Origin of the sequence: Bacillus sp. FSL L8-0193, assembly GCF_037976065.1 — a bacterium.
GTDB lineage: Bacteria > Bacillota > Bacilli > Bacillales > Bacillaceae > Bacillus > Bacillus paralicheniformis.
In genome coordinates, this window is sequence record NZ_CP150261.1 from 3,788,745 (window position 1) to 3,813,705 (window position 24,961).

Here is a 24,961-nt window from a genome sequence, read left to right on the forward strand (position 1 = left end):
ACGGTCAACCTCCTGTTTTTTGGTTGTTTGCCTCTATAGCCATAAAAGCTTTCAATTGATCCCTTGACGGCAGACCGTCCATATCACCCGGAGCCATGACGGCCAGCGCTCCGATCGCATTTGCCCTCTGAACTGCTTCTTCCAGCGGCAATCCGTCTAATAGACCGCTGATCATGCCGACGGCAAAACCATCACCAGCGCCAACGGTATCAACAACCTTCTCCACCTGATAACCCGGTACATAACCCTCTTTGTCATGTGTCCGGTAATAAGCCCCCTCTTTTCCAAGCTTGATGACAATTACCTTGACCCCCTGCATCACATAATATTTAGCGATATCCTCGGGAGAATTGCTGCCTGTCAGGAGTTTTCCTTCATTGATCCCAGGCAGAAACCAGTCTGCCTGCGCGGCGATCTCATTAATCGTGTGAACCATTGTCTGCTGGTCCGGCCAAAGCTGGAAGCGGAGATTCGGGTCAAACGAAATCGTCTTCCCGTCTTTTTTCATCTGGTGAACGGCGTGGCGGGCGAAGCCCCGCATTTCTCTTGAAAGGGCAGGAGGTATGCCTGTTACATGCATATGTTTGGCTTGCTTGAAATACTCTGCCGGGTAGTCATCAATGCTCATCGTGCTTGCGGCTGATCCGCTGCGGTAATACGTGACATCAGGGTCTCCGCTTTCAACCTTTGACTTGAGCAGGATGCCTGTCTGCCGGTCTGCACTGCGTTTGACTTCAGAGATGTCGACGCCTTCTTTTTTCAATTCATTTAAAATAAAGGTTCCGAGCGAATCGGCACCAACTTTGCTCATCCAGCCGACCCGAAAGCCCAGGCGCGACAGTCCGACGGCAACGTTTGTTTCCGCTCCGGCAAGAGCCTTGGAAAACGAAGCAGCCTCATGCAATCCGCCTGTTTCATTTGCGTAAAACATAGCCATCGATTCTCCGAAGGTCATCACATCAAGCGACATGATTTCACTCTCCTTTCGAAATGGTACCGGTTTCAAAAATAGTTGCGGAAAAACACTCTCCCCTAAGCTATCGGGTATATGAGTGTCTCCATTTGACGAGTTCTACAGCGACTGTCTGAGAACAAGCTCCGCCTCAAGCTGAATCGTCTGCGGTGCACTTTCATCTCCTTCAATCCGTTTGATGATCCGCTCCATGGCGGCCCTGCCCATTTCATGCGACGGCTGGGCGATGGTGGTAATGCCCGGACCGATCAATTTATACCATTCCGTATCATCAAATCCGGCAATTCCGACGTCTTCCGGAATCGAAATGCCAAGCTCATAAAGGCAGCTGATGATTTTCAGCATCAGAAGCCCGTTGTTTCCAAGAATGGCTTTTTTCCCTTCTTTCATTTCCAAAAAGCTTTTGACGGACTGTAACAGAGATTCTTTGTCTTTGACATCTGCCTCATATACAAGGGGATTGCCGCCGGCATTGCGTTTAAGCGCGATTTCTGTATAGGCGGAAACCCTTTCCTCCCTTGGACTGATCCCTTTAATCGGCTCGGTAAACAGACCGACCTGGGCATAGCCTTTGTCATACATGAGATTGACGATTTGACTTGTCACTTCGCGGTTGTTCGTTGTAACTGCATCGATCTTGAGCCCGGGCACTTTCCGGTCAACGAGCACAATCGACACATCCTGGCTGATTAAATCCATGAGCACATCGTTGTTTCTTCCCGTCGTATTAATAATCAGCCCTTCAATGTAATGCGCGTTCAGCTTGTGCAGCATCTCCCGTTCCTTTTCAGGACTGTTGTCCGTGTTGCAGACCATGATGCTGTACCCGTACTGATCGCAAACCTCTTCCACCCCTCTCAAGGTGGCAACTGAAAACGGGTTTGTAATATCGGCGACCAAAAATCCGATAACCTTGCTTTTTTTCACCTTCAGCCCCTGTGCCATCTGACTGGGGCGGTAATTAAGCTCCTCGATCGCTTTTTTGATGCTTTTCACCTTTTTCGGTGAGATGGCATCAATCTTCCCGTTGATATAACGGGAAACCGTTGATTTTGATACACCTGCATATGCGGCTACTTCGTTGATGGTTACTTTCGCTGTTTGCTTATCCCTCATTCAAGTACTCCTATGACCTTATGATTTGAAACCGATTTCAAAAACTTTATACCATCAGCATATCACATCATTTAAAATTTGGAAGAGTATTTTTAAATATTTCAAGATTGACCTTGACAATATTCAGAAAAAAAAGAAAAGACTGTTGACGCTTTCCATTATTTACTTTAAAATTCATGTTTGAAACCGTTACCAAAAACTTTGGCCCTTTCATTCAAGTCAGTCTAAAAACGTCCAATTCAAGGAGGAGAAGGTATGGAAAATCGTTATTCTGTTCATCCAGAACAAGCGAAACGCTTCACAACCGCAGAGCTTCGCGAGCATTTTTTAATAGAGTCATTGTTTGTTGAAAACAAACTGAACATGGTGTATTCGCATGAAGACAGAGTCGTGATCGGCGGGGCTGTTCCAGTGAAGGAGTCCATCGCGCTCGATGCCGGCGATTTTTTAAAAACGGACTATTTCCTGGAACGGCGCGAAATCGGAATTGTGAATGTCGGGAAACCCGGTGCGGTCAAAGTCGGTGATGAAGAATACGTACTGGAGCACAAAGATTTTCTGTATATCGGCCTGGGAAATAAAGACGTTTCTTTCTCAAGCTTGAATGAAGGCGGAGCCAAATTTTATTTCATCTCGGCGACGGCACATCAAAAGTATCCGGTGCAAAAAGCCTCGCTTTCAGAGCTTCCATACGATCATTTAGGAGAAGAAGCCTCTTCAAATGTCCGCAATCTATACAAAGTGATTCACGCAGACGGCATCCAAAGCTGCCAGCTGATGATGGGCATTACGTTTCTTGAACCCAATAACACATGGAACACGATGCCGGCGCATGTTCATGACCGGCGGATGGAGGCTTATCTGTATCTTGACCTTGCTGAAGATGCAAAGGTGTTTCATTTCATGGGCGAACCGACGGAGACAAGGCATCTTGTCGTCGGCAACGAACAGGCAGTCATTTCACCCGCGTGGTCTGTCCACTCGGGCTCAGGCACATCCAACTACTGCTTTATATGGGCGATGGCCGGAGAAAACTACACATTTAAGGACATGGATGCTGTCCCGATGAATGTCATACGGTAAGGGCGTGAACGTGAGATGGGATATCTTGAATCGTATTTTTCACTTGAAGGCAAAACGGCGCTTGTCACAGGCCCGGGAACGGGAATCGGCAAAGGAATTGCCGAAGCGCTGGCAAATGCGGGAGCGGATATCATCGGCACTTCACATACGAGCGGACTTGATGAAACAAAGCGGCTGATCGAAGAAGCCGGCAGAGCGTTTACATCTTATCAGCTTGATATGGGCAGCCTTGACGAGGTGGAGGCTTTTGCAAAAGAGGTGCTTGACCGCCATCAGATTGATATTCTCGTCAATAATGCCGGGACGATCCGCAGAGAAAAAGCGGCTGATTTTTCCCGGGAGAACTGGGAAGCGGTGATCAATGTCAATTTAAACAGCTTATTTTTGCTGACGCAGGCTGTCGGCCGGCAGATGATTGAGCGAAAGCAGGGGAAAATCATCAATATTGCCTCGCTTCTTTCATTTCAAGGAGGCATTCTCGTCCCTGCATATACGGCAAGCAAGCATGCAGTAGCCGGATTGACGAAGTCTTTTGCCAATGAATGGGCGGCGCACAATGTCCAGGTCAATGCAATTGCGCCGGGCTATATCGCAACGAACAATACAAAGCAGATCCGCGAGGACCAAAACCGCAATGCCGAAATCTTAAAACGGATTCCGGCCGAGCGCTGGGGTCAGCCGGATGACATTGCCGGCGCCGCCGTATTCCTTTCGGCGCCGGCGTCCGATTATGTGAATGGACATGTGCTGGCGGTCGATGGCGGATGGCTGGCAAGATAATGCGCCGAAAAGGCTGCCGGTAGCTCGGCAGCCTTTATCATCGCTATGGCTTCAAAATCACTTTAATGCAATCATCTTCATGGCCGTTGAACAATTGGTAAGCGTGGCCGGCTTCTTCAAGCGGAAGCTGATGCGTAATGATTTCCTTCGGATCAAATTGATTCTCTTCGATCTTCTTGTAAATCTTAGGCATCAAATGGATGACCGGGGCCTGCCCCATTTTCAGCGTAACATTTCTGGAAAAGAACGCGCCGAGCGGAAACATATTATAATTGCTTCCATATACCCCCGTAATCTGTACGGTCCCGCACTTTCTGACTGCCTTTGTAGAAATTTGAATCGGTCCGAGCGTGCCGCCCTGAAGCTTCAGTTTTTGCTCCAGATACTCAAGCGGAGATTTTTTGCCGTCCATCCCCACGCAGTCGATCACGACATCCGCCCCGCCTTTTGTAATCTCCTTTAAATGCTCGCCCATGTCAGGATATTTTGTAAAGTCAAATACTTCGACGCGGTTTAACGCTTCAGCCTGCCTTAGACGGTAGTCCAAGTAGTCTACTGCAATAACCCGCTTCGCCCCTTCCATCCAGGCAAACTTCTGCGCCATTAATCCGACCGGTCCGCAGCCGAGAACAATGACGGTGTCTCCCTTTTTAACGCCAGCGTGAAGCACGCTCCAATACGCGGTTGGCAGGACATCTGATAAAAACAGGAGCGACTCGTCCTCCATCTCGCATGATTCAGGGATGACAAACGGCGTGAAGTTGCCAAACGGCACTTTTAAATATTCGGCCTGTCCGCCAGGGTGGTTTCCGAACTTTTCCGAGTAGCCGAAATATCCGCCTGAATCATAATGGGGATTGGCATTATCACACTGGCTTTCCAGCTTGTTTTCGCAATAAAAGCAATGTCCGCATGCAACGGTAAACGGGATGACGACCCGGTCCCCTTTTTTCACTTTTGTTACATCAGGTCCTGCTTCTTCTACAATTCCCATCGGTTCATGGCCGAGCTGGAAGCCTTTCGGAAGAGGAAAATTCCCTTGATAAAGATGGAGGTCTGATCCGCAAATCGCCGTAGAAGTAATTCTGACAACGATATCATCGCTTCTTTCTATTTTGGCGTCCTCCACCTGGCTGACTTTAACATGCTGAGGCCCTTGAAACGTTACAGCTTTCAAATCGTCACACTCCCATTATCGTTCAGTTGACTTTAGTGTGAGATAAACCCGGGTTCTTATTCAGTTTTTTAAACAAACGTTTCATTAACCGTCATGCAGAGCGGTCATGATTCATACATAGAAGAAAACGGAGGTGTTGGGATGCTGCTGCAAATACTAGTCGGAGGGCTGGTTGTTTTCGTTATTTTCTTTCTCGTGTTTCGGGCGATCAGAACGGGTAATCTGCCGCGCCATGACGATTCGCAGCCAGAAGACGGAGAAAACAGAGATCAGCCATGATTGGCTTGGCTGGCCTCCTCACACAAAAAAGGATGGGGCCATGCCCATCCTTTTGCCTATCGTTCAACCGGCTGCGTGTCAGTTCCCGTGATTCCGCCGTGCCTGTCCCGTAAATCCTGCTCGATTTCTTCAAGGCTTTTGCCTTTTGTTTCTGTTACTTTAAAGAAAACGAACAGGAAGGCCGCGATTCCGATGGCCGCATAGCACAGGAACAGGTAACTGATGCCCATCGCTTCCATGAGGACCGGAAAACTTAATGTCACAATTAAGTTCCCTGCATGAAGCATTAAAGTCGATACTCCGGTTCCCACCCCTCTGACATGAAGGGGGAACAGCTCAGGCAGCACCACCCAGACGATCGGTCCCCAGCTGACGGCAAATACGACAATGAATACACCTAAACAGATGACAGTCGTCCATGCCGCACCAGTCGTATTGCCAAAAAAGATATTGGTGAAAGAAAGCACGATTAAACTGATGACCATGCCGGCATTTCCAAATAATAAAAGCGGCTTCCGGCCAATCCTGTCAATAAAGCGGATCGCCACAAGCGTCATCAGAACATTGATCATACCGATGCCGACTGTCCCCAAAATGGCCGCCGAATCTTCAAATCCGACATTCGTAAACGTTTTTGGGGCATAGTAAATAATCGTGTTGGTTCCGATAAATTGCTGGAGAAACGCCAGTCCGACCCCTGCGATTAACGCCGGGCGCACCCACGGTTCCAGCAGCTCTTTCAAGCCCCCCTGCTCCTGCTTTTCCGCTTCCTTAATTTCTTTGATTTCCTGATCGACCTGCTTTCCTCCCCTCATCTTGGACAAAACCCGTCGCGCTTTCTCTTCTTTTCCTTTTGTTAAGAGCCAGCGTGGGCTTTCCGGCATGAAAAAGATACCGATTAAAAGGCCGATTGACGGAATAAGAGCCAAGCCCAGCATCCAGCGCCATGCACCTGCATCACTAAATGCATAATTGATCAAATAAGAGACCAGAATCCCGATCGTAATCATCAGCTGATTTAATGAAGAAAGCGCGCCCCTAGATTCCTTCGGCGCAAGCTCTGAAAGGTACAAAGGAACAATGGTCGTTGAACAGCCAACCGCAAGGCCGAGCACGATCCTGAAAACCACCATATATTCCGTGCTTGGCGCCAGGGCCGTTCCGAGCCCCCCAATGCAATACAGCACTGCCGCTGACATAATCGCCCTTCTTCTCCCGAAGCGGTCTGTCAGCCTGCCGGACAAACCCGATCCGAAAATCGCCCCAATTAAAATTGCGCTGACAACCAGTCCTTCTGTAAAGGCATTGAGCCCAAGCTCATCTTTCATAAATAAAATCGCCCCGGAAATGACGCCCGTATCATAACCGTAGAGCACACCGCCCAAGGCTCCAAAAAAATAAAGCCAGGCATTCGATCTTTTTCCCTTCATCAGTATATCCTCCTAACAAGGCTTGTCTTTTATAATCTTTAACCTTGTCTCGCTTTCTTCAAACCTAAGAAACTCGGAGTACCATTAAAAGAATTTAAAAATATGAAACATTTTATCTGTTTCATCGTCTTATTTAAGGCGGCAAAATGATTAGATCCCGCGGAATTTCCAGAGAATCCCCATATGCAAAACAGCAAATATCTTGTAAAATCCAAGATTGGGAAATCATTTTTTTATCAAAATTTAGACTTATTCAACAATTGTACGTTTTAATATAAATAAAAGAGGAGCTTATACATGCTACGATCGCAACGAACGAAGAAAAAGAGACTAAGAAAATGGGTGAAATACTCATTGTTTTTCATTGCTTTAATCCTGACGGCGACTGCAGCCGCAGGCGGCTATGCGTACTACAAAGTGGCGAACGCCTCCAAAGATGCGCAAGTCACCCTTTCCAGAGGAGAACAGTCCGTCAAGCGGATTAAAGAGTTCAATCCTAAAAAAGATAACTTCTCCATCCTGTTGATGGGGATTGACGCCCGTCCCGGACAAAGCATGGACAAAGAACGAAGCGATGCGATGGTTCTCGCCACGTTCAACAGAAAAAACAAATCAGTGAAACTATTAAGCATCCCGCGGGATTCCTATGTTAACATCCCTGGACGCGGCTTTGATAAAATCACGCATGCCCACTCATTAGGCGGACGCGACCTCAGTACAGAAACCGTCGAAAACCTGCTCGACATTCCGGTTGATTACGTCATGGAAGCCAATTTTTCAGCTTTCAAAGAAGTAGTTGACGAGCTCGGCGGTGTACCGATCACAATCAAAGAAGACTATATTGTCCGGCAGATTAAAAAGGATACGAAAGGCAAAGTCAATCTCCAAACAGGTGAGCAAACGCTAAACGGAGAAGAGGCCCTTGCTTATGTAAGAACGAGAAAAGCCGATACGGATTTGAAGCGCGGCGATCGCCAGATGGAAGTCATCAAATCGATTATCAACAAATCCAAATCGCTTACTGCCATTCCGGCTTACGACGATATCCTTGATACAGTCGGAAAGAACGTATCAATGAACTTGTCGCTGAATGATGCAATCGGGCTGATCCCGTTTATGACGTCCATTCAAACGATCGATACCCTTCAATTGAAAGGGAGCGATTATCAACCGGGCAAAGTCTACTATTTCCAGCTTGACCAGGAAAATCTCAACGAAATCAAGCAGGAATTAAAACAGCAGCTGGATGTATAATTAGAAAAAGGATGAAGATGATTCATCCTTTTTCTCTTTAATGAAACTCAAGATTTACTATTGAAAAAATCTAAATTTAGGTTTAGCCTTTTACATAACATGTCCTTTTAGGGAATACTGCCGAAGAGAGCTGTTTTTCGCCTCCCGAAAAACGGCAAACTGCTCTTACAGGAGGTTATCTTTACATAATGAGGTTAATTGCGATCGATTTAGACGGGACTCTTTTAAATACAGAAAGCCAAATATCCGCAGAAAACCGGGCCGCTATCAAAAAGGCGCTCATCTCAGACTGCATCGTAACCATTTGCACGGGACGGGCCACATTTGACGTCAAAGCGCTTCTGAACGATTTGGATATTCCGATTATCGCCGCAAACGGGGGAACGGTTCACGATTTCAACTATAAACTCCTAAGCAGAACGTTAATGGACAAGGACGCCGGAAAAAAGGCCGCCCAATACTTAACAGATCATCAAATCTATTTTGAGGTTTATACGGACGATGCGCTGCTTTCTCCTTATGACGGAGAGCAGAAGCTTGAAGCAGAGCTCGATATCGTCACAAGCGCCAACCCTGATGAAGACAGGGATACGCTTTGGCAGGGCGCACTGACTCAGTTTAAACAATTCGGCATCAAACCGGTCCCCGACATTCGCGAGGTTTTTAACGGAGACGAACATATTTATAAGCTGTTGTGCTTCTCATTTGATATGGAAAAACTGAAAAAAGCAAAAGAAGACCTTGCAGCCTTTCCAAAATTGGGACTCACATCTTCCGGAAGACATATCATCGAAATTCTGCCTGATGAATCCGGCAAAGGCCGCGCTTTAAAAGAACTGGCCCGCCACTATGGAATCGAGAAAAAAGACATCTACGCGATCGGCGACAGCCCGAACGACCTGTCAATGTTTGAGGAAGCCGGCCATCGGATCGCGATGGGCAATGCAATCGATGAGCTGAAGCATATCAGCACGTTTATCACGAAAAGCAATGACGAAAACGGCGTCGCTTATTTCATTAATAAACTGCTGGAAAATGAATATCAATAATTAGAAAACCGCTCGAAGATGACTCGAGCGGTTTTCTGCTACTTAATTCTGACGCTTCCGGCGTATTTCTCTTTCCAATAGGCGCTCGTCTCCATATCTGCTGTCGTCACACCGGCAGACAAGGTGACAAGAACGACCTGGCCATTTCCGATATAGATGGCGGGATTCAGAACAGTGGTTCCTTTAAAGAACACGATGTCTCCAGGCTCCAGCTCCTTTTTTGTGATTTTCTTACCTGTACTGTATTGTTTATCAGCGTACCGCGGAAGTTCCACTCCTGCCGCCGTTTTATAGACATATTGGATAAAACCCGCCGTATCAAAGCCTTCTTTAGGCGATGTACCGCCTTTTTGATAACCGACTTCGCCGATATGCCTGATCGCTTCAGATACAATCGGATTTTTCGGGAGGGACATGTTGTCAAAACGTCTGACTCCTGTGAACTTCTTCTGCCAGTAGGAAGCCGACAAGTAAGAGATCGTCACTTTATTTGAACGGCTCGCATGGATAAACCGGCCGCCCCCGGCATAGATGGCGTTATGGGATATTCCCGGTTTGTACGTATTGCTGAAAAACAAAACATCACCCGGCCGGATATCTTCAAGCTTCACCTTTTGACCGACCGCCCATTGCTGTTCCGCCGATCTTGGCAAATAAACACCGAGCACCTCTCTGAAAACGTATTGGGTCAGTCCTGAACAGTCAAACCCGAGATCCGGAGAGTTGCCTCCAAATACATATGGAACACCGACATAGCTCTTCGCTTTTTGAACGACAGGGTCCATAGAAATCTCAGGTTCTTTTGTGATCCTTTTCGCTTTAAGATACCCCGAGCTCCAGTAAGAGCTGCCTTCAAGCTTTGTCACGACAACTCCGTTTGATTTTGTGCTGTGGATAATTTGATCATTTCCCATGTAGATGGCGACATGAGTCGGCCCGTCCGTTTCCAGTTCGGCATTTTTGAAAAAGACAAGATCCCCCTTTTCGAGCTGCTGACGGCCGACGCTGCTTCCAAGGGTCGATTGCTCTTTTACCGTTCTTGGAAGCGTTATATCGAGCGATTGAAACACATATTGTACAAAGCCGGACGAGTCAAACCCCGTTTTCGGCTTCTCTCCGCCGTAACTGTATTTCGCACCCTCAAGCTGTCTGGCGGTTTCTGCTATTTTCTCGCCGATCGTATCGGCGTGTACGTCATTGTGATTCGTTAAAAATAAAAACATCCAAAACACCGCAATTCCACAAAACAAAACCAATTTTTTGTTTGCCGCTTTTTTTATCAATTGTTCTGTTCCTCCTCTTCTTTCCTCTTTCATCGTCATTCAATTGGGATATTTAAAGGACTTTTTTTGCGTGTACAGCAGCGTCATAGCGAGAAGAAACGCGCAGCACAGCATGATCAGCTTTTTCACCTAAGCGCGGATTAAATGGATGAAGGGAAATATTCTAAAGAGGTCATGAACATGAGGTGCAGTTCCCATCCCGAATTGGTAAGGTGATGCATTTTTGAAGCTTAGTCGAAATTTGTCAGTTTTTATTCCCTTCAAAAGAATACAATAAACACGAACCCCAAAACCATGTATATATTCTCCTGATTTTCTATAAAACTTTATACACTGACCGGTTAAGAAAATTGTCGTGTTTCCTTTTCAAATCAGCCGCTTTTCACAGGTCTTTTATAACCGGAATCAGCACACGCAAAAAGAGAGTGCCGGCGGCACTCTCTTTTCTGCACTGTTATTGTTGGTTTTCCGTTGTGTGATCCTGCTGATTCACTTTTTGGATTTCCGTTGAGATTTTAGCTTTTTCATCGTTTGACAATTCATCAGAATACTTGAAAGCAGACATGAATGCAATGATCAACACTAAACCTACGAACGGCCAAATGGCTCTGACAAATTTCATTTGTTCACCACTCCGTTTTTGTTATTTTTCAGTTTGTCCGCATGATCGACTTCAAACGTCAATTTTCCGTTCTCTTCTTTCCAGTCGAGGTTTGTTCCTTTTGTCAATTGACGGAAGATCGCTTTTCGTTTCAAGAAATCGCTCTTGCCTAAAGGCGTCGGTGTTGCTTCGCGAATGTTGAGAGGCGTTATCTCAAAGCGCCCTTTGCCGTCATTCATTAAATGGTATTGTACAAGCGCGCTGTCCCGTGTTCTTGACCAGCCCTGATCAAACACAAAGTTTCCGAGGCTGTAGAAGATCACAGTGCCGTTATACACTTCGATCGGTTCGAGAACATGGGGGTGAGCGCCGATGATGACATCTGCTCCGGCATCCGCAATCGCTTTAGCCAGATCCTTCTGTCTGGCGTTCGGTTCATTGTCATATTCTTGTCCCCAGTGCACGTGGACAAGGACGATATCCGCTTTTTTGGATGCTTCCGCGATCATTGGAATAAAGATTTTCGGGCTGAGCGGCAGCACTCCGCCTCTGTTCTTTTTGGCTGTAAAGTTCTTCGTGTAGACGTCTGTAAAACCGAGCGTTGCGATTTTAACACCGTTCACATCCTGATAGGATACGTGCTGTTTCGCGTCTTCGAGATTATTCCCTGCTCCGACAAGCTCCAAATCCTCATTTGAGAATTTATTCAGCGTATCCTTCAAACCGTCTTCCCCGTAGTCCATCGCATGGTTGTTGGCAAAGTTCAGTACGCTGAAGTTCAGCTTTTTCAATGTTTCGACTGATTCTTGATTCGTTTGCAGATGGATGTTCTTTTCTGCCTCTTGATAGTCCTTTGCATTGGTTACAGGGTTTTCAAAGTTTCCTGTGATAAAATCTGACACATTAAAGTACGGCTTCACATTTTTGAAGACACTTTCCGAACCGTGCAAGTTTGTCACTTTTTCTACGTTTCTTCCCATCATCATATCGCCCACAAAAGTAGCTGTAAGCTTGGCATCTTCTTTTTTGTCCATTTGCGAAGGAGTTTTGGCGCTTCCGACCCAAGTAAAGACAAACATTAAACAGAAAATAACGGGCAATACGATAAAGACGTGCTTGTTTGTTTTCTTTTTCTCCTGCTTCGTCAGCTTCAGCAGTTTTTCCTGAAAGTTCAGTTGTTTTTTCATCGATTTGACACACCTAACTTTAGATTAGATAGTAAGCATACATAATGACGAATGTTGCTCCGCTCAATAAAAGCGTACTTCCAAGCGTAATCGTTAATCCCTGTCTTTGAATGGTATTCGCGATCAGCCCCGGCACGATAATTCCGATTCCCCTGAATTCGGCAATCTCAAACGGCATCACCGGATATATAAAATCAAAACCGATTTTCAAAAGAATTCCCGTAATCAGCATCGCTGCGAATTTTCTGCGTCCATATAGAATCATAATTTTGGAAAGTCCGAATTTCACGATGACATACGTCAGCAAACTGACAAAAAGAACGAGCAACATGAAAATCGGCTGATTGAACACAAGTCCCAAATAACCCGGTACGACGAGGCCGGCTGGTACAATTCCCGTTTTCTCTGCAAAAATCAAACTGAGTAAGACTCCTAAAATGAGGGCGATATATAAATCTGATCCAAACATTGTGTTTTCTTCCTCCTAGCTAACGAGCTGCTTAATCTTGTAATCTTGTATTTTTTCAATGAGAGGCTCCGCTGCTCCGTGGATATTTCCGACTCCGTAAATGACGCGGCCCTCAAGCTTGTTTTTCAGCATAAACATGATTTCTTCCGTTGATTTGTGCTCAAAATCAAACAGCTTGTCCGCAGGAATTTTGCCTGCTTCATATGCTTTGACGATCGGCTCTGTTGTTTCTCCAATCAGCACAAGTTCACTTGCTTCAATATAAGGAAGGACATCTTCCGCAAACTGCTGTGTTCTGTCTACCCTGTCGGCGCGGCAGTTCATAATGACGATCGGCTGATCCGTAGGATAGCCTATTTCTTTTACACGCTTCCATATGTTTAAAGTCGAAGCTGCGTCATTGGCCGCAAAACCGTTGACGAAATGTCCGGGGTTTTTGGCGTTCATCAGCGGCAGAATTCTCATGGCTCCCGGATCAGGCGGCGCATTCAGCATGCCTTTAAAAGCGGTTTCTTCGTCAATACCCAACGCTTGAGCCACACCGAGCGCAAGAGACGCATTATCAGGGAATACCATGTACTCAAACTGTCTGAGGTATTCATCTGTTATTTTAGAATTGTCTGCGACGATGACTTTTGTGTTCCTTTCTTTTGCAATCTGCTTAAAGAAATCGGTATACTCACTATCAGTGATAACTAAATGTCCATTATAAGGAATGGTTGCTGTGAAAGCTTCTGCAATTTCATCCAAAGTCGGTCCCATCACATCCATGTGATCCTCCAGCACGTTCACGATCACGCCGATATTAGCCTGAAGCAATTCTTCCTGAAAGATGATTTGGTAATCAGGGTTAACGGCCATGCACTCACTGACAATCGCATTGGCCCCTCTTTCCACCGTTTCTTTCATAACCTCTTTCTGTTCTCCGATATTCGGGCCTTGAGGTTTTCTTTTGATCGGTTTCTCTTCCGGTGTGTCCCAATAAATCATCCTTGCGTCTGTCCCGGTTGTTTTTCCTACTGTTTTGTAGCCTGCCTCGATTAATATCCCTGTTGTTAATCTTGTCACCGTGGACTTTCCGCGTATCCCGTTGATGTTCACTCGGACAGGCAGCGCATCGATGTTTTGCTGGTGGCGCCTTTTTTCATAAATGCCGATCCCAACAACGATCACACAGGCTAATAGCATTACCCACATTGTTTGTCTACATCTCCTTCTTGGAATCTGATATGTAAATTCATTCATCAGTATATAGGTTCACTATGAAATCACAATCGGCATTATGTAACAGAAGACGACGAAATTTTCCGTGACAAAGATCACCTAGTCCGAGTCAATAATGCCTATCTTTTTATTGATATTTTTGGTAATCGAAAGTTCTTAATTCCTATCAGTTTTTTGTCAGCGTTTTAAGTATGCGCTTTCAAAATTCGACATTATGATTTTTGTACTTTTCTCCCTATTTCTGATGAAAGATTGAAGGATGGATTCAGGGTCTCTTTTTCCCCCGGCTGAAATCCCCTAGAAATGGGCTGTCAACCGGGATATCCCCTTTCTTTTTGTATTTTCGCTCTTTTCCAACAGGTTAAAAAGTCACCAATGTTCCCTCTTCAAAACAAATGCGTCCTATGACAATCAGATCACCTATTAAAAAATGAAAATCTCTTTTAGCATAAAGCGGGATTCATTAACAAATCCAATTTTTTTGTGAGCCGTTCGATTCACCTTATTTCTTTAGATTTTAGGTTAAAATCCTAAGATTTAAAAAGCCATTAATTTTTTTCAACGATAATTCATCAAACTTTAACATTTTTAATTTTTCTTATTATTCTCATTGTTACTGTAGTCGCCAATTTATGCCGAATGAAGGTTATTTTCTATTCAACATACTTGTATATGTCTCTATATCCCAACCCGGCTAAAAATTTTAGCGCCCGGACTTTTTTATTGAGATTTTAAAAGGATCATGATAATCTTTATGTAAACGGTTACACAAATGGAGAGGAGAAGTCTTTTTTGGCTACGATTAAAGACGTCGCACTTGCTGCAAAAGTATCTGTCGCTACGGTTTCCCGGGTATTAAATGAGACGGGATACGTCCATGAAGACACGAGGACACGCGTGTTAAAAGCGATGGAAGAACTGAATTACCACCCGAATGAAGTGGCCAGGTCTCTCTATAAAAGGGAGTCCAGACTGATCGGACTGCTGCTGCCGGATATCACAAACCCGTTCTTTCCTCAGCTTGCGCGCGGCGTTGAAGATGAGATCCACCGCCTCGGCTTTCGGCTCATCTTCGGAAACAGCGATGAAAATTTGGAAAAAGAGCTTGATTATTTGCAGACGTTTAAACAAAATCATGTGGTCGGAGTCATTTCAGCGACCAATTATCCGGATGCGCCAAATTATCAAGACTTGTCCATGCCGATTGTCTTCCTTGACCGGACGGGCGAGAATGCGCCGGCTGTATTCGCGGACAGCCGCGAAGGCGGCAGAATCGCTGCGGCTGAAATGGTCAGGAGAAACGCGAAACGAATTACGCTGATTAAAGGACCGGCCCACCTTCAGACTGCAAGAGACCGTTTCAACGGAGCGCTGGAGATGCTAAGCGGTGCCGATATCGATTTTCATGTTATGAAAACCGAGACATTTTCATTTCCGGAAGCCCAAAAACGGGCAGCGGAGCTGTTTGCCTCCTATCCGGAAACAGACGGCGTAATCGCAAGCAATGACATTGTGGCGACAGCCGTTTTGCATGAAGCCTTAAAACGGAAGATCAAAGTTCCCGACGAACTGCAGATTATCGGCTTTGATGACATTCCGCAAAGCGAATTGCTTTTCCCCTCTTTATCAACGATCAGGCAGCCCGCCTATGAAATGGGAAAAGAAGCGGCAAAACTGCTGCTGAGATTAATGAATAATGAATATATTGAACAATCGGCAGTGCAGATGCCGGTTGCCTTTATTGAAAGACAAACGACAAGAAAGGCGGAATGACAATGAGTAAAATATGCGTGATTGGCAGCTCTTCGATGGATTTAGTTGTGACATCGCCTAAGCGGCCGGCTGCCGGAGAAACGGTGCTTGGCGAATCTTTTAAAACGGTTCCGGGCGGAAAAGGCGCCAACCAGGCAGTGGCTGCGGCCCGGCTTGGTGCAGAGGTCCATATGATCGGCTGCGTCGGCGATGATCATTACGGAAAAGCCATCCTCGACAATTTTCAAGCGAATGGTGTTTTGACAGACTATGTGGAACCGGTTACAGGTCAGGAAAGCGGCACCGCACATATCGTTCTCGCAGACGGCGACAACAGTATTATCGTCGTCAAAGGGGCAAATGACCATGTCACACCTGAATACGTTCAAAAAGCGCTGCCTGCGATTAAACAGGCAGACATCGTTCTGATTCAGCAGGAGATTCCGGAAGAAACCGTCGATTATGTCAGCGGACTGTGCAGCTCTCTCGGCATTCCTCTCCTGCTGAATCCGGCACCAGCTCGTCCGCTTCGCCCGGAAACGGTCGATCTTGCGGCCTACATTACGCCAAACGAGCATGAAGCTTCGGTACTGTTTCAGGGCATGTCCCGGGAGGAAGCGTTAAAGCGCTATCCGGAGAAGCTGTTCATCACAGAAGGAAAAAACGGGGTCCGCTATCACAATGGTCTGGAAGAAAGGATCGTCCCTTCATTCCCTGTCAATGCAATTGATACGACGGGAGCCGGAGACACCTTCAATGCGGGATTGGCCGTTGCGCTTTCCGAAGGACAAAGCATCGAATCTGCCTTGCGCTTTGCGAACCGGGCGGCTTCCCTCTCGGTTTTGAAATTCGGCGCGCAAGGCGGCATGCCGAAACGGGATGAAGTGGAGCGTGAATTGTCATGAAAAAACACGGGATTTTAAACAGCCATATCGCAAAATTACTGGCCGATCTCGGGCATACCGACACCGTCGTCATCGCGGACGCCGGCCTGCCCGTTCCTCCCGGCGTCCCCAAAATCGATCTTGCGCTGACATTGGGTACGCCTGGATTTCAAGAGGTCACAAAGCTCATCGCCGATGAAATGGCCGTCGAAAAAGTGTCGGCAGCCGAAGAAATAGAAAGCGTCAATCCCGGTCAAGCCGCATTTTTAAAAGCTGAATTTTCAAACCAAAAAATTGACTATATCCCGCACGAAGCATTCAAAAAAGCGACGAGCCACGCAAAAGCGGTCATTCGCACAGGGGAAGCAACACCTTATGCAAATTGCATCTTGCACGCGGGAGTGATCTTTTAGATGTTTACATTCTACATCTGGAAAGAAGGGATAGCCCATGCATATTAAAATGAAGGACATTTATAAAGCTTTTGGCCAAAACCAGGTGCTGTCCGGCGTTTCTTTCGAACTTCAGGAAGGTGAAGTCCACGCTTTAATGGGAGAAAACGGCGCCGGAAAGTCGACACTCATGAATCTGTTGACTGGACTTCACAAGCTGGACAGCGGAACGATCGAAATCGACGGAAAAGAAACGTATTTTTCAGATCCAAAGAAAGCCGAACAGAACGGCATTGCCTTTATCCATCAGGAGCTGAACATTTGGCCTGAAATGACCGTATTGGAAAATCTGTTTATCGGCAGAGAGCTTTCTTCCAAACTTGGATTTTTAAATAACAAGAAAATGAAAGCGCTAGCAAAAGAGCAGCTTGAAAGACTCGGAGTCTCGATTTCTCTTGAAAAAGAAGCCGGAGACTGTTCCGTCGGCCAGCAGCAAATGATCGAAATCGCAAAAGCCCTTATGACAGACGCGAAAGTGATCATCATGGATGAACCGACGGCAGCGTTGACAGAAAGAGAAATTGAAAAACTGTTCGGCGTCATTAGAGCATTAAAGAAAAACGGCGTCTCCATCGTCTATATATCCCACCGCATGGAAGAAATCTTCACGATTTGCGACCGGATCACGGTGATGCGCGACGGAAAAACGGTCGACACGAAACGGATTCCCGACACCAACTTTCATGAAGTGGTGAAAAAGATGGTCGGACGGGAGCTGACCGAACGCTATCCTGAAAGACAGCCAAATCCGGGACGCGTCGTTCTCGAAGTCAAGCAGGCATCCAAAAAAGGCGTCTTCCAAAATATCAGCTTTACCGTCCGCTCCGGCGAAATCGTCGGGATTTCAGGACTGATGGGTGCCGGGCGCACCGAGCTGATGAGGGCGATTTTCGGGCTCGATCCGCTTGATTCGGGAGACATTTTCATCGAAGGCAAAAAAGCGACGCTCAAAAAACCGAGCGATGCCGTTCAAAAAGGAATCGGTTTTATTACTGAGAACCGCAAGGATGAAGGACTTGTGCTCGACACGTCCATCAGGGAAAATATCGCCCTTCCGAATCTCGCCAGCTTTTCACCGAAAGGATGGATTGACAAAAAAAGCGAGCAGGAATTTGTCGACCTTCTGATCAAGCGGCTGACGATCAAAACGGAATCGCCGGAAACCCACGCGCTAAACCTTTCAGGAGGGAACCAGCAAAAAGTGGTCATCGCCAAATGGATCGGAATCGGTCCTAAAGTGCTGATTTTGGATGAGCCGACGCGAGGCGTCGATGTCGGCGCGAAAAGGGAGATTTATCAGCTGATGAACGAGCTGACAGACCGCGGCGTCGCGATCGTCATGGTCTCTTCAGAGCTCCCCGAGATTCTCGGGATGAGCGACCGCGTGCTTGTGATCCATGAAGGAACGCTAAGCGGTGAGCTATCAAGAAATGATGCCACGCAAGAACGAATTATGACACTCGCTACAGGAGGGCGGTAACATGAAAACTCAACCGGCTGTGAAAAAAAGCCTTAATGTCGATTCTGTAATGCAAAAGCTCGGTCCGTTTCTCGGCCTGATTATTCTCGTCGTCATCGTATCAGTATTAAACCCGAGCTTTTTAGAACCGTTAAATATTTTAAACTTGTTAAGACAAGTCGCCATTAATGCGCTGATCGCGTTCGGCATGACCTTTGTCATTTTGACCGGCGGCATCGACCTTTCCGTCGGAGCGATTTTGGCGCTGTCGAGCGCATTGATCGCCGGCATGATCGCCGGCGGCATCGATCCTGTTTTTGCCGTCATCATCGGCTGCCTGATTGGAGCCCTGCTCGGCTTGGTCAACGGGCTGTTAATCACGAAGGGCAAAATGGCCCCGTTCATCGCAACACTTGCGACAATGACGATTTTCCGCGGATTGACGATGGTTTACACAGACGGCAATCCGATTACAGGGCTCGGCAATCACTACGGCTTCCAGCTTTTCGGACGCGGCTACTTTTTAGGCATCCCCGTCCCTGCGATAACTATGGCGGCCGCCTTTATCATCCTCTGGGTGATCCTTCACAAAACGCCTTTCGGCCGCCGCACGTATGCAATCGGCGGAAATGAAAAAGCGGCCCTGATCTCGGGCATTAAAGTTCCGCGCGTCAAAATGATGATTTATTCTCTTGCCGGCCTATTATCCGCGTTGGCTGGAGCCATCTTGACGTCACGGCTAAACTCAGCCCAGCCGACGGCAGGCACTTCCTACGAACTCGACGCCATTGCCGCGGTCGTATTAGGCGGTACAAGCCTTGCCGGAGGAAGAGGACGAATTGCCGGCACACTCATCGGCGTCCTCATCATCGGAACGTTGAATAACGGCTTGAACCTGCTTGGCGTCTCTTCCTTTTTCCAAATGGTCGTCAAAGGTGTCGTCATTTTGATCGCAGTCCTGCTGGACCGCAAGAAATCCGCTTAAGGAGGGCTATACTGATGAAAAAAACATTAACGGTTTTCACCGCATTGGCGCTTCTGTTTCTGTCCGCCTGCTCGCTGGAGCCGCCGGAATGGGCAAAGCCAAATAAAGAAAAAGGAACCGATATCAAAATCGGTTTATCTGTCTCGACTTTGAAAAACCCGTTTTTCGTTTCATTAAAGAACGGAGTTGTCAAAGAAGCAAAAAAACAAGGGATTGAAGTGATTGTCGTCGATGCACAGGATGATTCAGCAAAGCAGACGAATGATGTCGAAGATCTTCTGCAGCAAGGCGTTGACGCTTTATTGATCAATCCGGCCGACTCCTCCGCCATCTCAACGGCAGTCCAATCGGCCAATTCGCTTGGCATTCCGGTCGTCACCCTTGACCGCTCCGCCGAAAACGGAAAAGTAGAAACGCTCGTCGCTTCAGATAACGTAAAAGGCGGGCAAATGGCAGCGGACTTTATCGTACAGCAGCTCGGCAAAGGCGCAAAAGTGGCTGAACTTGAAGGCGTCCCCGGTGCATCGGCAACAAGGGAACGGGGCTCAGGGTTTCATAAGACCGCTGATGACAAGCTGAATGTGATCGCCAAGCAAACAGCCGACTTTGACCGGACAAAAGGGTTGAACGTTATGGAGAACCTTCTTCAAGGAAATCCTGATATTCAAGCGGTTTTCGCCCATAATGACGAAATGGCGCTCGGCGCGATTGAAGCGATCAGAAGCTCAGGGAAAGAGATACTTGTCGTTGGCTTCGACGGCAATGAAGATGCGGTTAAAGCGGTTCAGGCCGGAGATATGTCGGCCACGATCGCCCAGCAGCCTGAATTGATCGGCAAGCTCGCCGTACAAGCGGCCCGCGATATTTTGAACGGCAAAAAAGTTGAAAAAACGATACCCGCACCGCTCAAACTGGAAACGAAAAAGTAACTACAAAATCAGACCTCTTCATACATGGAGGTCTGATTTTTTTTGGCCATCTCCATAAAAGCTTTTGCCGCCCGGCACAAATAGCATGTTTCCGGATAAGCAAACTCAAGCGTCCGGGACGGATCGGATTGCAAAGGAACATAGACGATTCTGTCAGACTCTTTCCGCATGACCATCCGGGGCACGACCGTGACCCCCATTCCGTGTTCAACGAGAGATTGGGCGGTTTCAATGCTGCTTGTTTTGAAGGTCACTTTCGGTTGAAACCCTTCCTCCGCACATAAATCAAGTACCATTCTACGGAAGCCGTAGCCTTCTTTTAATAAAATAAACGGCACATCCTCGGCCGTTTTCAAAGCAAGGGGGTTTTTTTCGGCATTCGACCGGACCGAAATGATGAGCTTCCGCAATTGGCCGGTCATCCAGCTCTCCCTTTCATTTGGAATCGCCAAAAAAAGCGGCTCGGTCAGTATCGGCCGGATCGCGAGCCTGTCATTTTCAATCGGCAAAGGGAGAATCGACAGGTCCACCGATCCGTTTTCCGTCATGTTTTCCAATGCCGCCGGCGAGTCTTCTATCAGCTGAACCTGTACGTTCGGATGCTTTTTCAGAAAGGCTTTCAGGAGCGGCGGAAGAAGATACCCTCCCGTGACAGCGGGAACGCCGATCGATAATTCCGTCCCCATTTCCTCGAGCTGATCGCGCATTTCACACAGCAGTTCATCTCTTGACCGCAAAATATCCTGCGCTTTTCGGATGAAGCGCATCCCTTGAGGAGTCGGCGAGACCCCCTCTCTGTTTCTGTAAAACAGCGGAAAGCCGAGCTCGCTTTCCAGCTTTTTTATTTGCTGGCTCAGTGAAGGCTGAGCGATATGCAGGCTGGCAGCCGCCTTTGTAAAACTGCCTTTTTTGAAAATCTCTGCCGCGTATTCAAAAAGTCTCATATCCAATTCCCGCACCCCCATAGTTTCCGCCTATCATTTTCAAACATTTTATATCTTAGACTGATGGCTGTCGACTCCCCTAATATAAATACATAGCCGATAGGAGGATGATACAAATGAAAACTAGCGCGCAACGGCAATTTTCAAAAAATCCGGAGCAATATCGAGATGAGCCGCTGTTCTCATCGGGAAAAGATCTTGATGCCATGGTCAGCTGCCGGAATCTGAACGGCGGTGAAACCCTGCTTGATATCGGAACCGGAGCGGGACATACGGCCATTGCCTTTTCGACTTTTGTCAAACATTGCACAGGAATCGATATTACAGAAAAAATGGTTCAAACCGCGGCTCAATTTGCCAAACAGAAAAATGCTGAAAATGTGGTTTTTCTTCAAGGCGATGCAGCACAATTGGATTTTGCAGACGAGTCCTTTAATATTGTCACATGCCGGTATGCAGCCCACCATTTCCCGGAGATCAGCCGGGCCATGCAGGAAATAGCGTGCGTCTTGAAAAAAGGCGGCTCCTTTCTCCTCATCGATCATTGTGCTCCGGAGGACGAAGCTTTAGACCGATTTATAAATCGGCTCAATCAATTGAGAGACCCGTCACACGTAAGGGAATATTCAGAGAGCGAATGGCAGAAGCTGTTTAAAGAGAACGGACTTGATTTTGCCGTCCGGGAGAGATGGAATCTTCCGATCGATTACGAGAGCTGGCTTCGAAGAGGCGCCGTACCTGAACAAAGAAAGGCAGCCATCCATGCCCATTTGTCAGAACCGTCCCAGTCGTGCCGTGACATGTTTAACATCGTCCACGATGAAAACGGGCATCCGGTGTCTTTTTGTCTGAAAGCGGTATTGATTGCCGGAATGAAAGCATAAGCAAAACGGCCCGCTGGATTCCGGACTTTTTCACCGTCACCTCTCAGCATACGCAACAGTATTTTTAAGGAAGCAAGCGAACGCAAAAAAGCCCCCTTTTCAAAGAGGGGGCTTTTTCATTTACTCGGGATTGCCTTCGGCCGCTTCGATTCCGGCTGCAAGATCATGTTTATTGAGATCCGCTTTAAAGAAATCTTGCGTATTCGGCAATCTGAGATTCATATTGAGTTTTTGAGAAATTTGCACCGTGCATTCTTCGATTTCATAATCGAAAACGTGTCCGCCGACATTGCGGTCTTCATCAATAAAGTGAAGATGGAAGCCGGAAACTGCGATTCCGTTGGCATATTGCGGCGTCCAAAAGCCGACGATCGTCCCTTTAATATCATTAAAATCAAAGATCGGCTGCGATTTTACCGCATCGACCATCGGCACGTACGGTTTTTCCTGCAGTTCAACCGTTCTCGTTTTGACTTTCTTAAAGATTCCGTCCATGCGGATCGCGTAAAACAGGTTTTCACTCGGCATGATCCGTTTCATTTCTTCCTCGAACGCCTTAAGCGGCATCCGCTGCTTGATTTCGTGATAAATATCCGGCCGGAAGAAAGCGAGCGAGCAAAACGGAGAACAATCGCTTCCTTGAACAGGATAGGCTTTGCCATCGGAACGAAGACGGTAAAACTCACCGTCGAAACCGATCAGCTCACCGTCGAGCCGGTTGAATGTTCCGATTCCGAAGTCTCCGTAATCCTTTGCTTCAGACATGTAAAAATCCCCGTCATAAATCCCGTCCAATAACGATATCATCGTTGAGACCTGAAAGACCTGGTCGAGGTTCTTGTCAACGGGCTGAACCACTTTTTGTTTGCTTGCACTTTTCATTTTCCTCTTTTCACTCCCTTGATTTTGTTTGTTATGACTGGACTTGCTGTGATCAAGATTGCTTAGAGGCTTGTTTACTAAAATGTTCCTCAAAGTTTTTTGGAAAACGCTGATCAGCCAAATGAACGTTGTCGCTGTAATCAACCGGAATATCAATGACAACCGGACCCTCTGCATCAAGACCAGCTTTAAGCACCTCTGCCAATTCGTCTGGCGAATTGACCCTTAAACCTTTTGCTCCAAAGCTTTCAGCATATTTTACAATATCGATTCCGCCGAAGTCGACTCCGGACGTCCGCTTGTATTTCATCTCCTGCTGAAACGCAACCATATCGTATGTGCTGTCATTCCAGACAATGTGAACGATCGGCGCTTTCAATCTGACCGCTGTCTCAAGCTCCATCGCGGAGAACAGGAAGCCTCCGTCCCCGGAAACAGACACGACTTTCTGTCCCGGATTGACCAGTGTTGCTGCGATCGCCCACGGCAAAGCAACGCCCAGCGTCTGCATGCCATTTGAAGTCAGCAGTCCATACGGACGGTATGTGCGGAAATATCTCGACATCCAAATCGCATGGGAGCCGATGTCGCAAGTCACTGTTATATCATCGCTCAGCAAATCACGCAAATCGCGAACGATTTGCAGCGGATGAACAAGATCCGTTTTTGTTTCTTTAGGCGGCTCGCTTTGCTCCTCCAGCGCTTTCTTCAAATAATCAAGTACAGGTGCAAATGATTCATCGATGGAAACCGGCAAAGAATCATGTTCAATATGGTTTAATGTCTCTGCGATATCGCCGATCAGCTCAATTTCAGGCTGATAGTCATGATCGATATCGGCTTGTATTTCATCAAGATGAATCACGCTGCGCTCGCCTTTTCCGTTCCAAAAGACGGGGTCGTATTCAATCGGATCATAGCCGACCGTCAAAACGAGATCCGCTTTTTCCAACAAAATATCTCCGGGCTGATTGCGGAATAATCCGATCCGGCCGAAGTACTGGTCTTCTAAATCGTGAGACAGCGTACCCGCTGCTTGGTATGTTTCAACAAACGGCAGTTTCACTTTTCTCAGCAGACGGCGGACCGCTTCAATCGCTTCAGGTCTTCCGCCTTTCATCCCTACAAGCACGACGGGAAGGTTCGCATTGTGAATTTTGGCGATAGCCGCGCTGATCAGTTCATCCGGAGCCGCGCCCAGCTTCGGCGCCGGCATGGTTTTCACCGGCTTGGCAGTTGCCGGACCGGCCGTAACGTCCTGCGGAAAGCTGAGAAACGCTGCCCCGGCCTGTCCGGAAGCTGCCGCTCTGAATGCATTGGTTACCGCCTCAGGGATGTTGTTCGCATCTTCCACTTCTGCGCTATATTTTGTAATCGGCTGAAACAACGCCGCATTATCCATCGATTGATGAGTTCTTTTGAGACGATCCGCTCTTTTTACAGCACCCGCCAGGGCAACAACCGGATCTCCTTCTGTATTGGCTGTTACAAGACCGGTCGCTAAATTAGACGCTCCCGGACCCGAAGTCACCAGGCAAACACCGGGCTTTCCAGTCAATCGTCCGACTGCCGCCGCCATAAATGCTGCATTCTGCTCGTGACGACAAACAATCAGTTCAGGCCCCTTGTCTTTCAATACGTCATATACCGCATCGATTTTCGCTCCCGGAATACCGAAAACATGAGTGACACCTTGCTGAATGAGACTATCCACCACAAGCTCTGCTCCTCTTACAGTAAGAGTTTCATTTTTAGCGGCTACATTTTTCAAAGCCCTCACTCCTCCATTTTCATTCGTTTACAATGAATTTTTAATAAAATTATTGTATTATTAAATATACATCTTGTGGAAATTGTTTTCCAATACTTCTTTGTCTTACAATTA

The 24,961-nt window shown here is 47.1% G+C and carries 24 protein-coding genes; 12 read left to right on the forward strand and 12 right to left on the reverse strand.

Annotated features, from left to right (window positions below; translation table 11 throughout):
- Positions 1–4 precede the first annotated feature (4 nt).
- Both MHH76_RS19060 and MHH76_RS19065 read right to left on the reverse strand, forming a co-directional pair.
- The gene (locus MHH76_RS19060) at positions 5–970 is read right to left on the reverse strand and encodes a sugar kinase (protein ID WP_020453161.1); all 966 of its coding nucleotides are present in this window, start codon (positions 968–970) and stop codon (positions 5–7) included.
- A 102-nt stretch (positions 971–1,072) separates the two neighbouring features.
- Complete coding sequence (locus MHH76_RS19065) at positions 1,073–2,089, reverse strand: LacI family DNA-binding transcriptional regulator (protein WP_020453162.1); 1,017 nt, start codon at positions 2,087–2,089, stop codon at positions 1,073–1,075.
- 255 nt (positions 2,090–2,344) lie between these two features.
- Here MHH76_RS19065 and kduI point away from each other — a divergent pair, with 255 nt between their 5' ends.
- Together kduI and kduD are read left to right on the forward strand one after the other, a co-directional pair.
- Complete coding sequence (kduI, locus tag MHH76_RS19070) at positions 2,345–3,172, forward strand: 5-dehydro-4-deoxy-D-glucuronate isomerase (protein WP_020453163.1); 828 nt, start codon at positions 2,345–2,347, stop codon at positions 3,170–3,172.
- Positions 3,173–3,187: 15 nt separating this feature from the next.
- Positions 3,188–3,952: a 2-dehydro-3-deoxy-D-gluconate 5-dehydrogenase KduD gene (gene kduD, locus MHH76_RS19075; RefSeq protein ID WP_020453164.1), complete on the forward strand. Its 765-nt coding sequence runs from the start codon at positions 3,188–3,190 to the stop codon at positions 3,950–3,952.
- A 43-nt stretch (positions 3,953–3,995) separates the two neighbouring features.
- Here the strand turns inward: kduD and MHH76_RS19080 are convergent, their stop codons facing one another.
- A complete protein-coding gene (locus MHH76_RS19080) occupies positions 3,996–5,129 on the reverse strand; it encodes a zinc-dependent alcohol dehydrogenase (protein WP_020453165.1) in 1,134 nt (377 codons plus the stop codon).
- Positions 5,130–5,270: 141 nt separating this feature from the next.
- Between MHH76_RS19080 and MHH76_RS19085 the strand changes: the two genes are divergently transcribed.
- Positions 5,271–5,408, forward strand: coding sequence for a hypothetical protein (locus MHH76_RS19085; RefSeq protein WP_023857161.1), 138 nt, complete (start codon positions 5,271–5,273; stop codon positions 5,406–5,408).
- A 56-nt stretch (positions 5,409–5,464) separates the two neighbouring features.
- Here the strand turns inward: MHH76_RS19085 and MHH76_RS19090 are convergent, their stop codons facing one another.
- Complete coding sequence (locus MHH76_RS19090; RefSeq protein WP_020453166.1) at positions 5,465–6,838, reverse strand: sugar porter family MFS transporter; 1,374 nt, start codon at positions 6,836–6,838, stop codon at positions 5,465–5,467.
- A 297-nt stretch (positions 6,839–7,135) separates the two neighbouring features.
- Here MHH76_RS19090 and MHH76_RS19095 point away from each other — a divergent pair, with 297 nt between their 5' ends.
- Positions 7,136–8,092, forward strand: coding sequence for an LCP family protein (locus MHH76_RS19095; RefSeq protein WP_020453167.1), 957 nt, complete (start codon positions 7,136–7,138; stop codon positions 8,090–8,092).
- A 188-nt stretch (positions 8,093–8,280) separates the two neighbouring features.
- Positions 8,281–9,141, forward strand: coding sequence for a Cof-type HAD-IIB family hydrolase (locus MHH76_RS19100; protein ID WP_020453168.1), 861 nt, complete (start codon positions 8,281–8,283; stop codon positions 9,139–9,141).
- Positions 9,142–9,179: 38 nt separating this feature from the next.
- Here the strand turns inward: MHH76_RS19100 and MHH76_RS19105 are convergent, their stop codons facing one another.
- From MHH76_RS19105 to pgsB, 5 genes are all read right to left on the reverse strand, one after another.
- A complete protein-coding gene (locus MHH76_RS19105) occupies positions 9,180–10,424 on the reverse strand; it encodes a C40 family peptidase (RefSeq protein ID WP_020453169.1) in 1,245 nt (414 codons plus the stop codon).
- A 454-nt stretch (positions 10,425–10,878) separates the two neighbouring features.
- Positions 10,879–11,046, reverse strand: coding sequence for a hypothetical protein (locus tag MHH76_RS19110; protein ID WP_020453170.1), 168 nt, complete (start codon positions 11,044–11,046; stop codon positions 10,879–10,881).
- Positions 11,043–12,212 carry a CapA family protein gene (locus tag MHH76_RS19115; RefSeq protein ID WP_020453171.1) on the reverse strand — a complete coding sequence of 390 codons (1,170 nt, stop codon included), beginning with the start codon at positions 12,210–12,212 and terminating at the stop codon, positions 11,043–11,045. The genes MHH76_RS19110 and MHH76_RS19115 overlap by 4 nt, the downstream gene beginning before the upstream one ends.
- A 19-nt stretch (positions 12,213–12,231) precedes the next feature.
- Positions 12,232–12,681: a poly-gamma-glutamate biosynthesis protein PgsC gene (gene pgsC, locus MHH76_RS19120; RefSeq protein ID WP_003185831.1), complete on the reverse strand. Its 450-nt coding sequence runs from the start codon at positions 12,679–12,681 to the stop codon at positions 12,232–12,234.
- A 15-nt stretch (positions 12,682–12,696) separates the two neighbouring features.
- A complete protein-coding gene (pgsB, locus tag MHH76_RS19125) occupies positions 12,697–13,878 on the reverse strand; it encodes a poly-gamma-glutamate synthase PgsB (RefSeq protein WP_003185833.1) in 1,182 nt (393 codons plus the stop codon).
- Between the two features lie 819 nt (positions 13,879–14,697).
- On the opposite strand from pgsB, the gene MHH76_RS19130 reads away from it, so the two are divergent.
- From MHH76_RS19130 to rbsB, 6 genes are read left to right on the forward strand one after another with little or no spacing between them, the layout of a single operon-like run.
- The gene (locus MHH76_RS19130; RefSeq protein ID WP_268441322.1) at positions 14,698–15,678 is read left to right on the forward strand and encodes a LacI family DNA-binding transcriptional regulator; all 981 of its coding nucleotides are present in this window, start codon (positions 14,698–14,700) and stop codon (positions 15,676–15,678) included.
- Between the two features lie 2 nt (positions 15,679–15,680).
- Positions 15,681–16,562: a ribokinase gene (rbsK, locus tag MHH76_RS19135; RefSeq protein WP_026080750.1), complete on the forward strand. Its 882-nt coding sequence runs from the start codon at positions 15,681–15,683 to the stop codon at positions 16,560–16,562.
- Entirely contained in the window at positions 16,559–16,954 is a 396-nt protein-coding gene (gene rbsD, locus MHH76_RS19140) for a D-ribose pyranase (protein ID WP_020453173.1), read from the forward strand. Before rbsK ends, rbsD begins: the two co-directional genes overlap by 4 nt.
- A gap of 37 nt (positions 16,955–16,991) precedes the next feature.
- Positions 16,992–18,473 (forward strand): sugar ABC transporter ATP-binding protein, encoded by a 1,482-nt coding sequence (locus MHH76_RS19145; protein WP_020453174.1) that lies wholly within the window; start codon positions 16,992–16,994, stop codon positions 18,471–18,473.
- A gap of 1 nt (position 18,474) precedes the next feature.
- A complete protein-coding gene (gene rbsC / locus MHH76_RS19150) occupies positions 18,475–19,437 on the forward strand; it encodes a ribose ABC transporter permease RbsC (protein WP_020453175.1) in 963 nt (320 codons plus the stop codon).
- A 14-nt stretch (positions 19,438–19,451) separates the two neighbouring features.
- Positions 19,452–20,366 carry a ribose ABC transporter substrate-binding protein RbsB gene (rbsB, locus tag MHH76_RS19155; RefSeq protein WP_020453176.1) on the forward strand — a complete coding sequence of 305 codons (915 nt, stop codon included), beginning with the start codon at positions 19,452–19,454 and terminating at the stop codon, positions 20,364–20,366.
- 8 nt (positions 20,367–20,374) lie between these two features.
- Here rbsB and MHH76_RS19160 read toward each other — a convergent pair whose 3' ends face one another.
- On the reverse strand, positions 20,375–21,316 hold the full coding sequence (locus MHH76_RS19160) for a LysR family transcriptional regulator (protein ID WP_043054608.1): 942 nt from the start codon (positions 21,314–21,316) through the stop codon (positions 20,375–20,377).
- Between the two features lie 110 nt (positions 21,317–21,426).
- Here MHH76_RS19160 and MHH76_RS19165 point away from each other — a divergent pair, with 110 nt between their 5' ends.
- The gene (locus MHH76_RS19165; protein WP_020453178.1) at positions 21,427–22,194 is read left to right on the forward strand and encodes a class I SAM-dependent methyltransferase; all 768 of its coding nucleotides are present in this window, start codon (positions 21,427–21,429) and stop codon (positions 22,192–22,194) included.
- Between the two features lie 120 nt (positions 22,195–22,314).
- Here the strand turns inward: MHH76_RS19165 and budA are convergent, their stop codons facing one another.
- Together budA and alsS are read right to left on the reverse strand one after the other, a co-directional pair.
- A complete protein-coding gene (budA, locus tag MHH76_RS19170; RefSeq protein ID WP_020453179.1) occupies positions 22,315–23,076 on the reverse strand; it encodes an acetolactate decarboxylase in 762 nt (253 codons plus the stop codon).
- A gap of 52 nt (positions 23,077–23,128) precedes the next feature.
- A complete protein-coding gene (gene alsS, locus MHH76_RS19175) occupies positions 23,129–24,847 on the reverse strand; it encodes an acetolactate synthase AlsS (protein ID WP_020453180.1) in 1,719 nt (572 codons plus the stop codon).
- Between the last annotated feature and the right edge of the window lie 114 nt (positions 24,848–24,961).

Coding starts and splice junctions, on each gene's coding strand:
- MHH76_RS19060 (WP_020453161.1), bottom strand. CDS start 970: ATGTCGCTTGATGTGATGACCTTCGGAGAATCGATGGCTATGTTTTAC.
- MHH76_RS19065 (WP_020453162.1), bottom strand. CDS start 2,089: ATGAGGGATAAGCAAACAGCGAAAGTAACCATCAACGAAGTAGCCGCA.
- kduI (WP_020453163.1), top strand. CDS start 2,345: ATGGAAAATCGTTATTCTGTTCATCCAGAACAAGCGAAACGCTTCACA.
- kduD (WP_020453164.1), top strand. CDS start 3,188: ATGGGATATCTTGAATCGTATTTTTCACTTGAAGGCAAAACGGCGCTT.
- MHH76_RS19085 (WP_023857161.1), top strand. CDS start 5,271: ATGCTGCTGCAAATACTAGTCGGAGGGCTGGTTGTTTTCGTTATTTTC.
- MHH76_RS19090 (WP_020453166.1), bottom strand. CDS start 6,838: ATGAAGGGAAAAAGATCGAATGCCTGGCTTTATTTTTTTGGAGCCTTG.
- MHH76_RS19095 (WP_020453167.1), top strand. CDS start 7,136: ATGCTACGATCGCAACGAACGAAGAAAAAGAGACTAAGAAAATGGGTG.
- MHH76_RS19100 (WP_020453168.1), top strand. CDS start 8,281: ATGAGGTTAATTGCGATCGATTTAGACGGGACTCTTTTAAATACAGAA.
- MHH76_RS19110 (WP_020453170.1), bottom strand. CDS start 11,046: ATGAAATTTGTCAGAGCCATTTGGCCGTTCGTAGGTTTAGTGTTGATC.
- MHH76_RS19115 (WP_020453171.1), bottom strand. CDS start 12,212: ATGAAAAAACAACTGAACTTTCAGGAAAAACTGCTGAAGCTGACGAAG.
- pgsC (WP_003185831.1), bottom strand. CDS start 12,681: ATGTTTGGATCAGATTTATATATCGCCCTCATTTTAGGAGTCTTACTC.
- pgsB (WP_003185833.1), bottom strand. CDS start 13,878: ATGTGGGTAATGCTATTAGCCTGTGTGATCGTTGTTGGGATCGGCATT.
- rbsK (WP_026080750.1), top strand. CDS start 15,681: ATGAGTAAAATATGCGTGATTGGCAGCTCTTCGATGGATTTAGTTGTG.
- rbsD (WP_020453173.1), top strand. CDS start 16,559: ATGAAAAAACACGGGATTTTAAACAGCCATATCGCAAAATTACTGGCC.
- MHH76_RS19145 (WP_020453174.1), top strand. CDS start 16,992: ATGCATATTAAAATGAAGGACATTTATAAAGCTTTTGGCCAAAACCAG.
- rbsC (WP_020453175.1), top strand. CDS start 18,475: ATGAAAACTCAACCGGCTGTGAAAAAAAGCCTTAATGTCGATTCTGTA.
- rbsB (WP_020453176.1), top strand. CDS start 19,452: ATGAAAAAAACATTAACGGTTTTCACCGCATTGGCGCTTCTGTTTCTG.
- MHH76_RS19165 (WP_020453178.1), top strand. CDS start 21,427: ATGAAAACTAGCGCGCAACGGCAATTTTCAAAAAATCCGGAGCAATAT.
- budA (WP_020453179.1), bottom strand. CDS start 23,076: ATGAAAAGTGCAAGCAAACAAAAAGTGGTTCAGCCCGTTGACAAGAAC.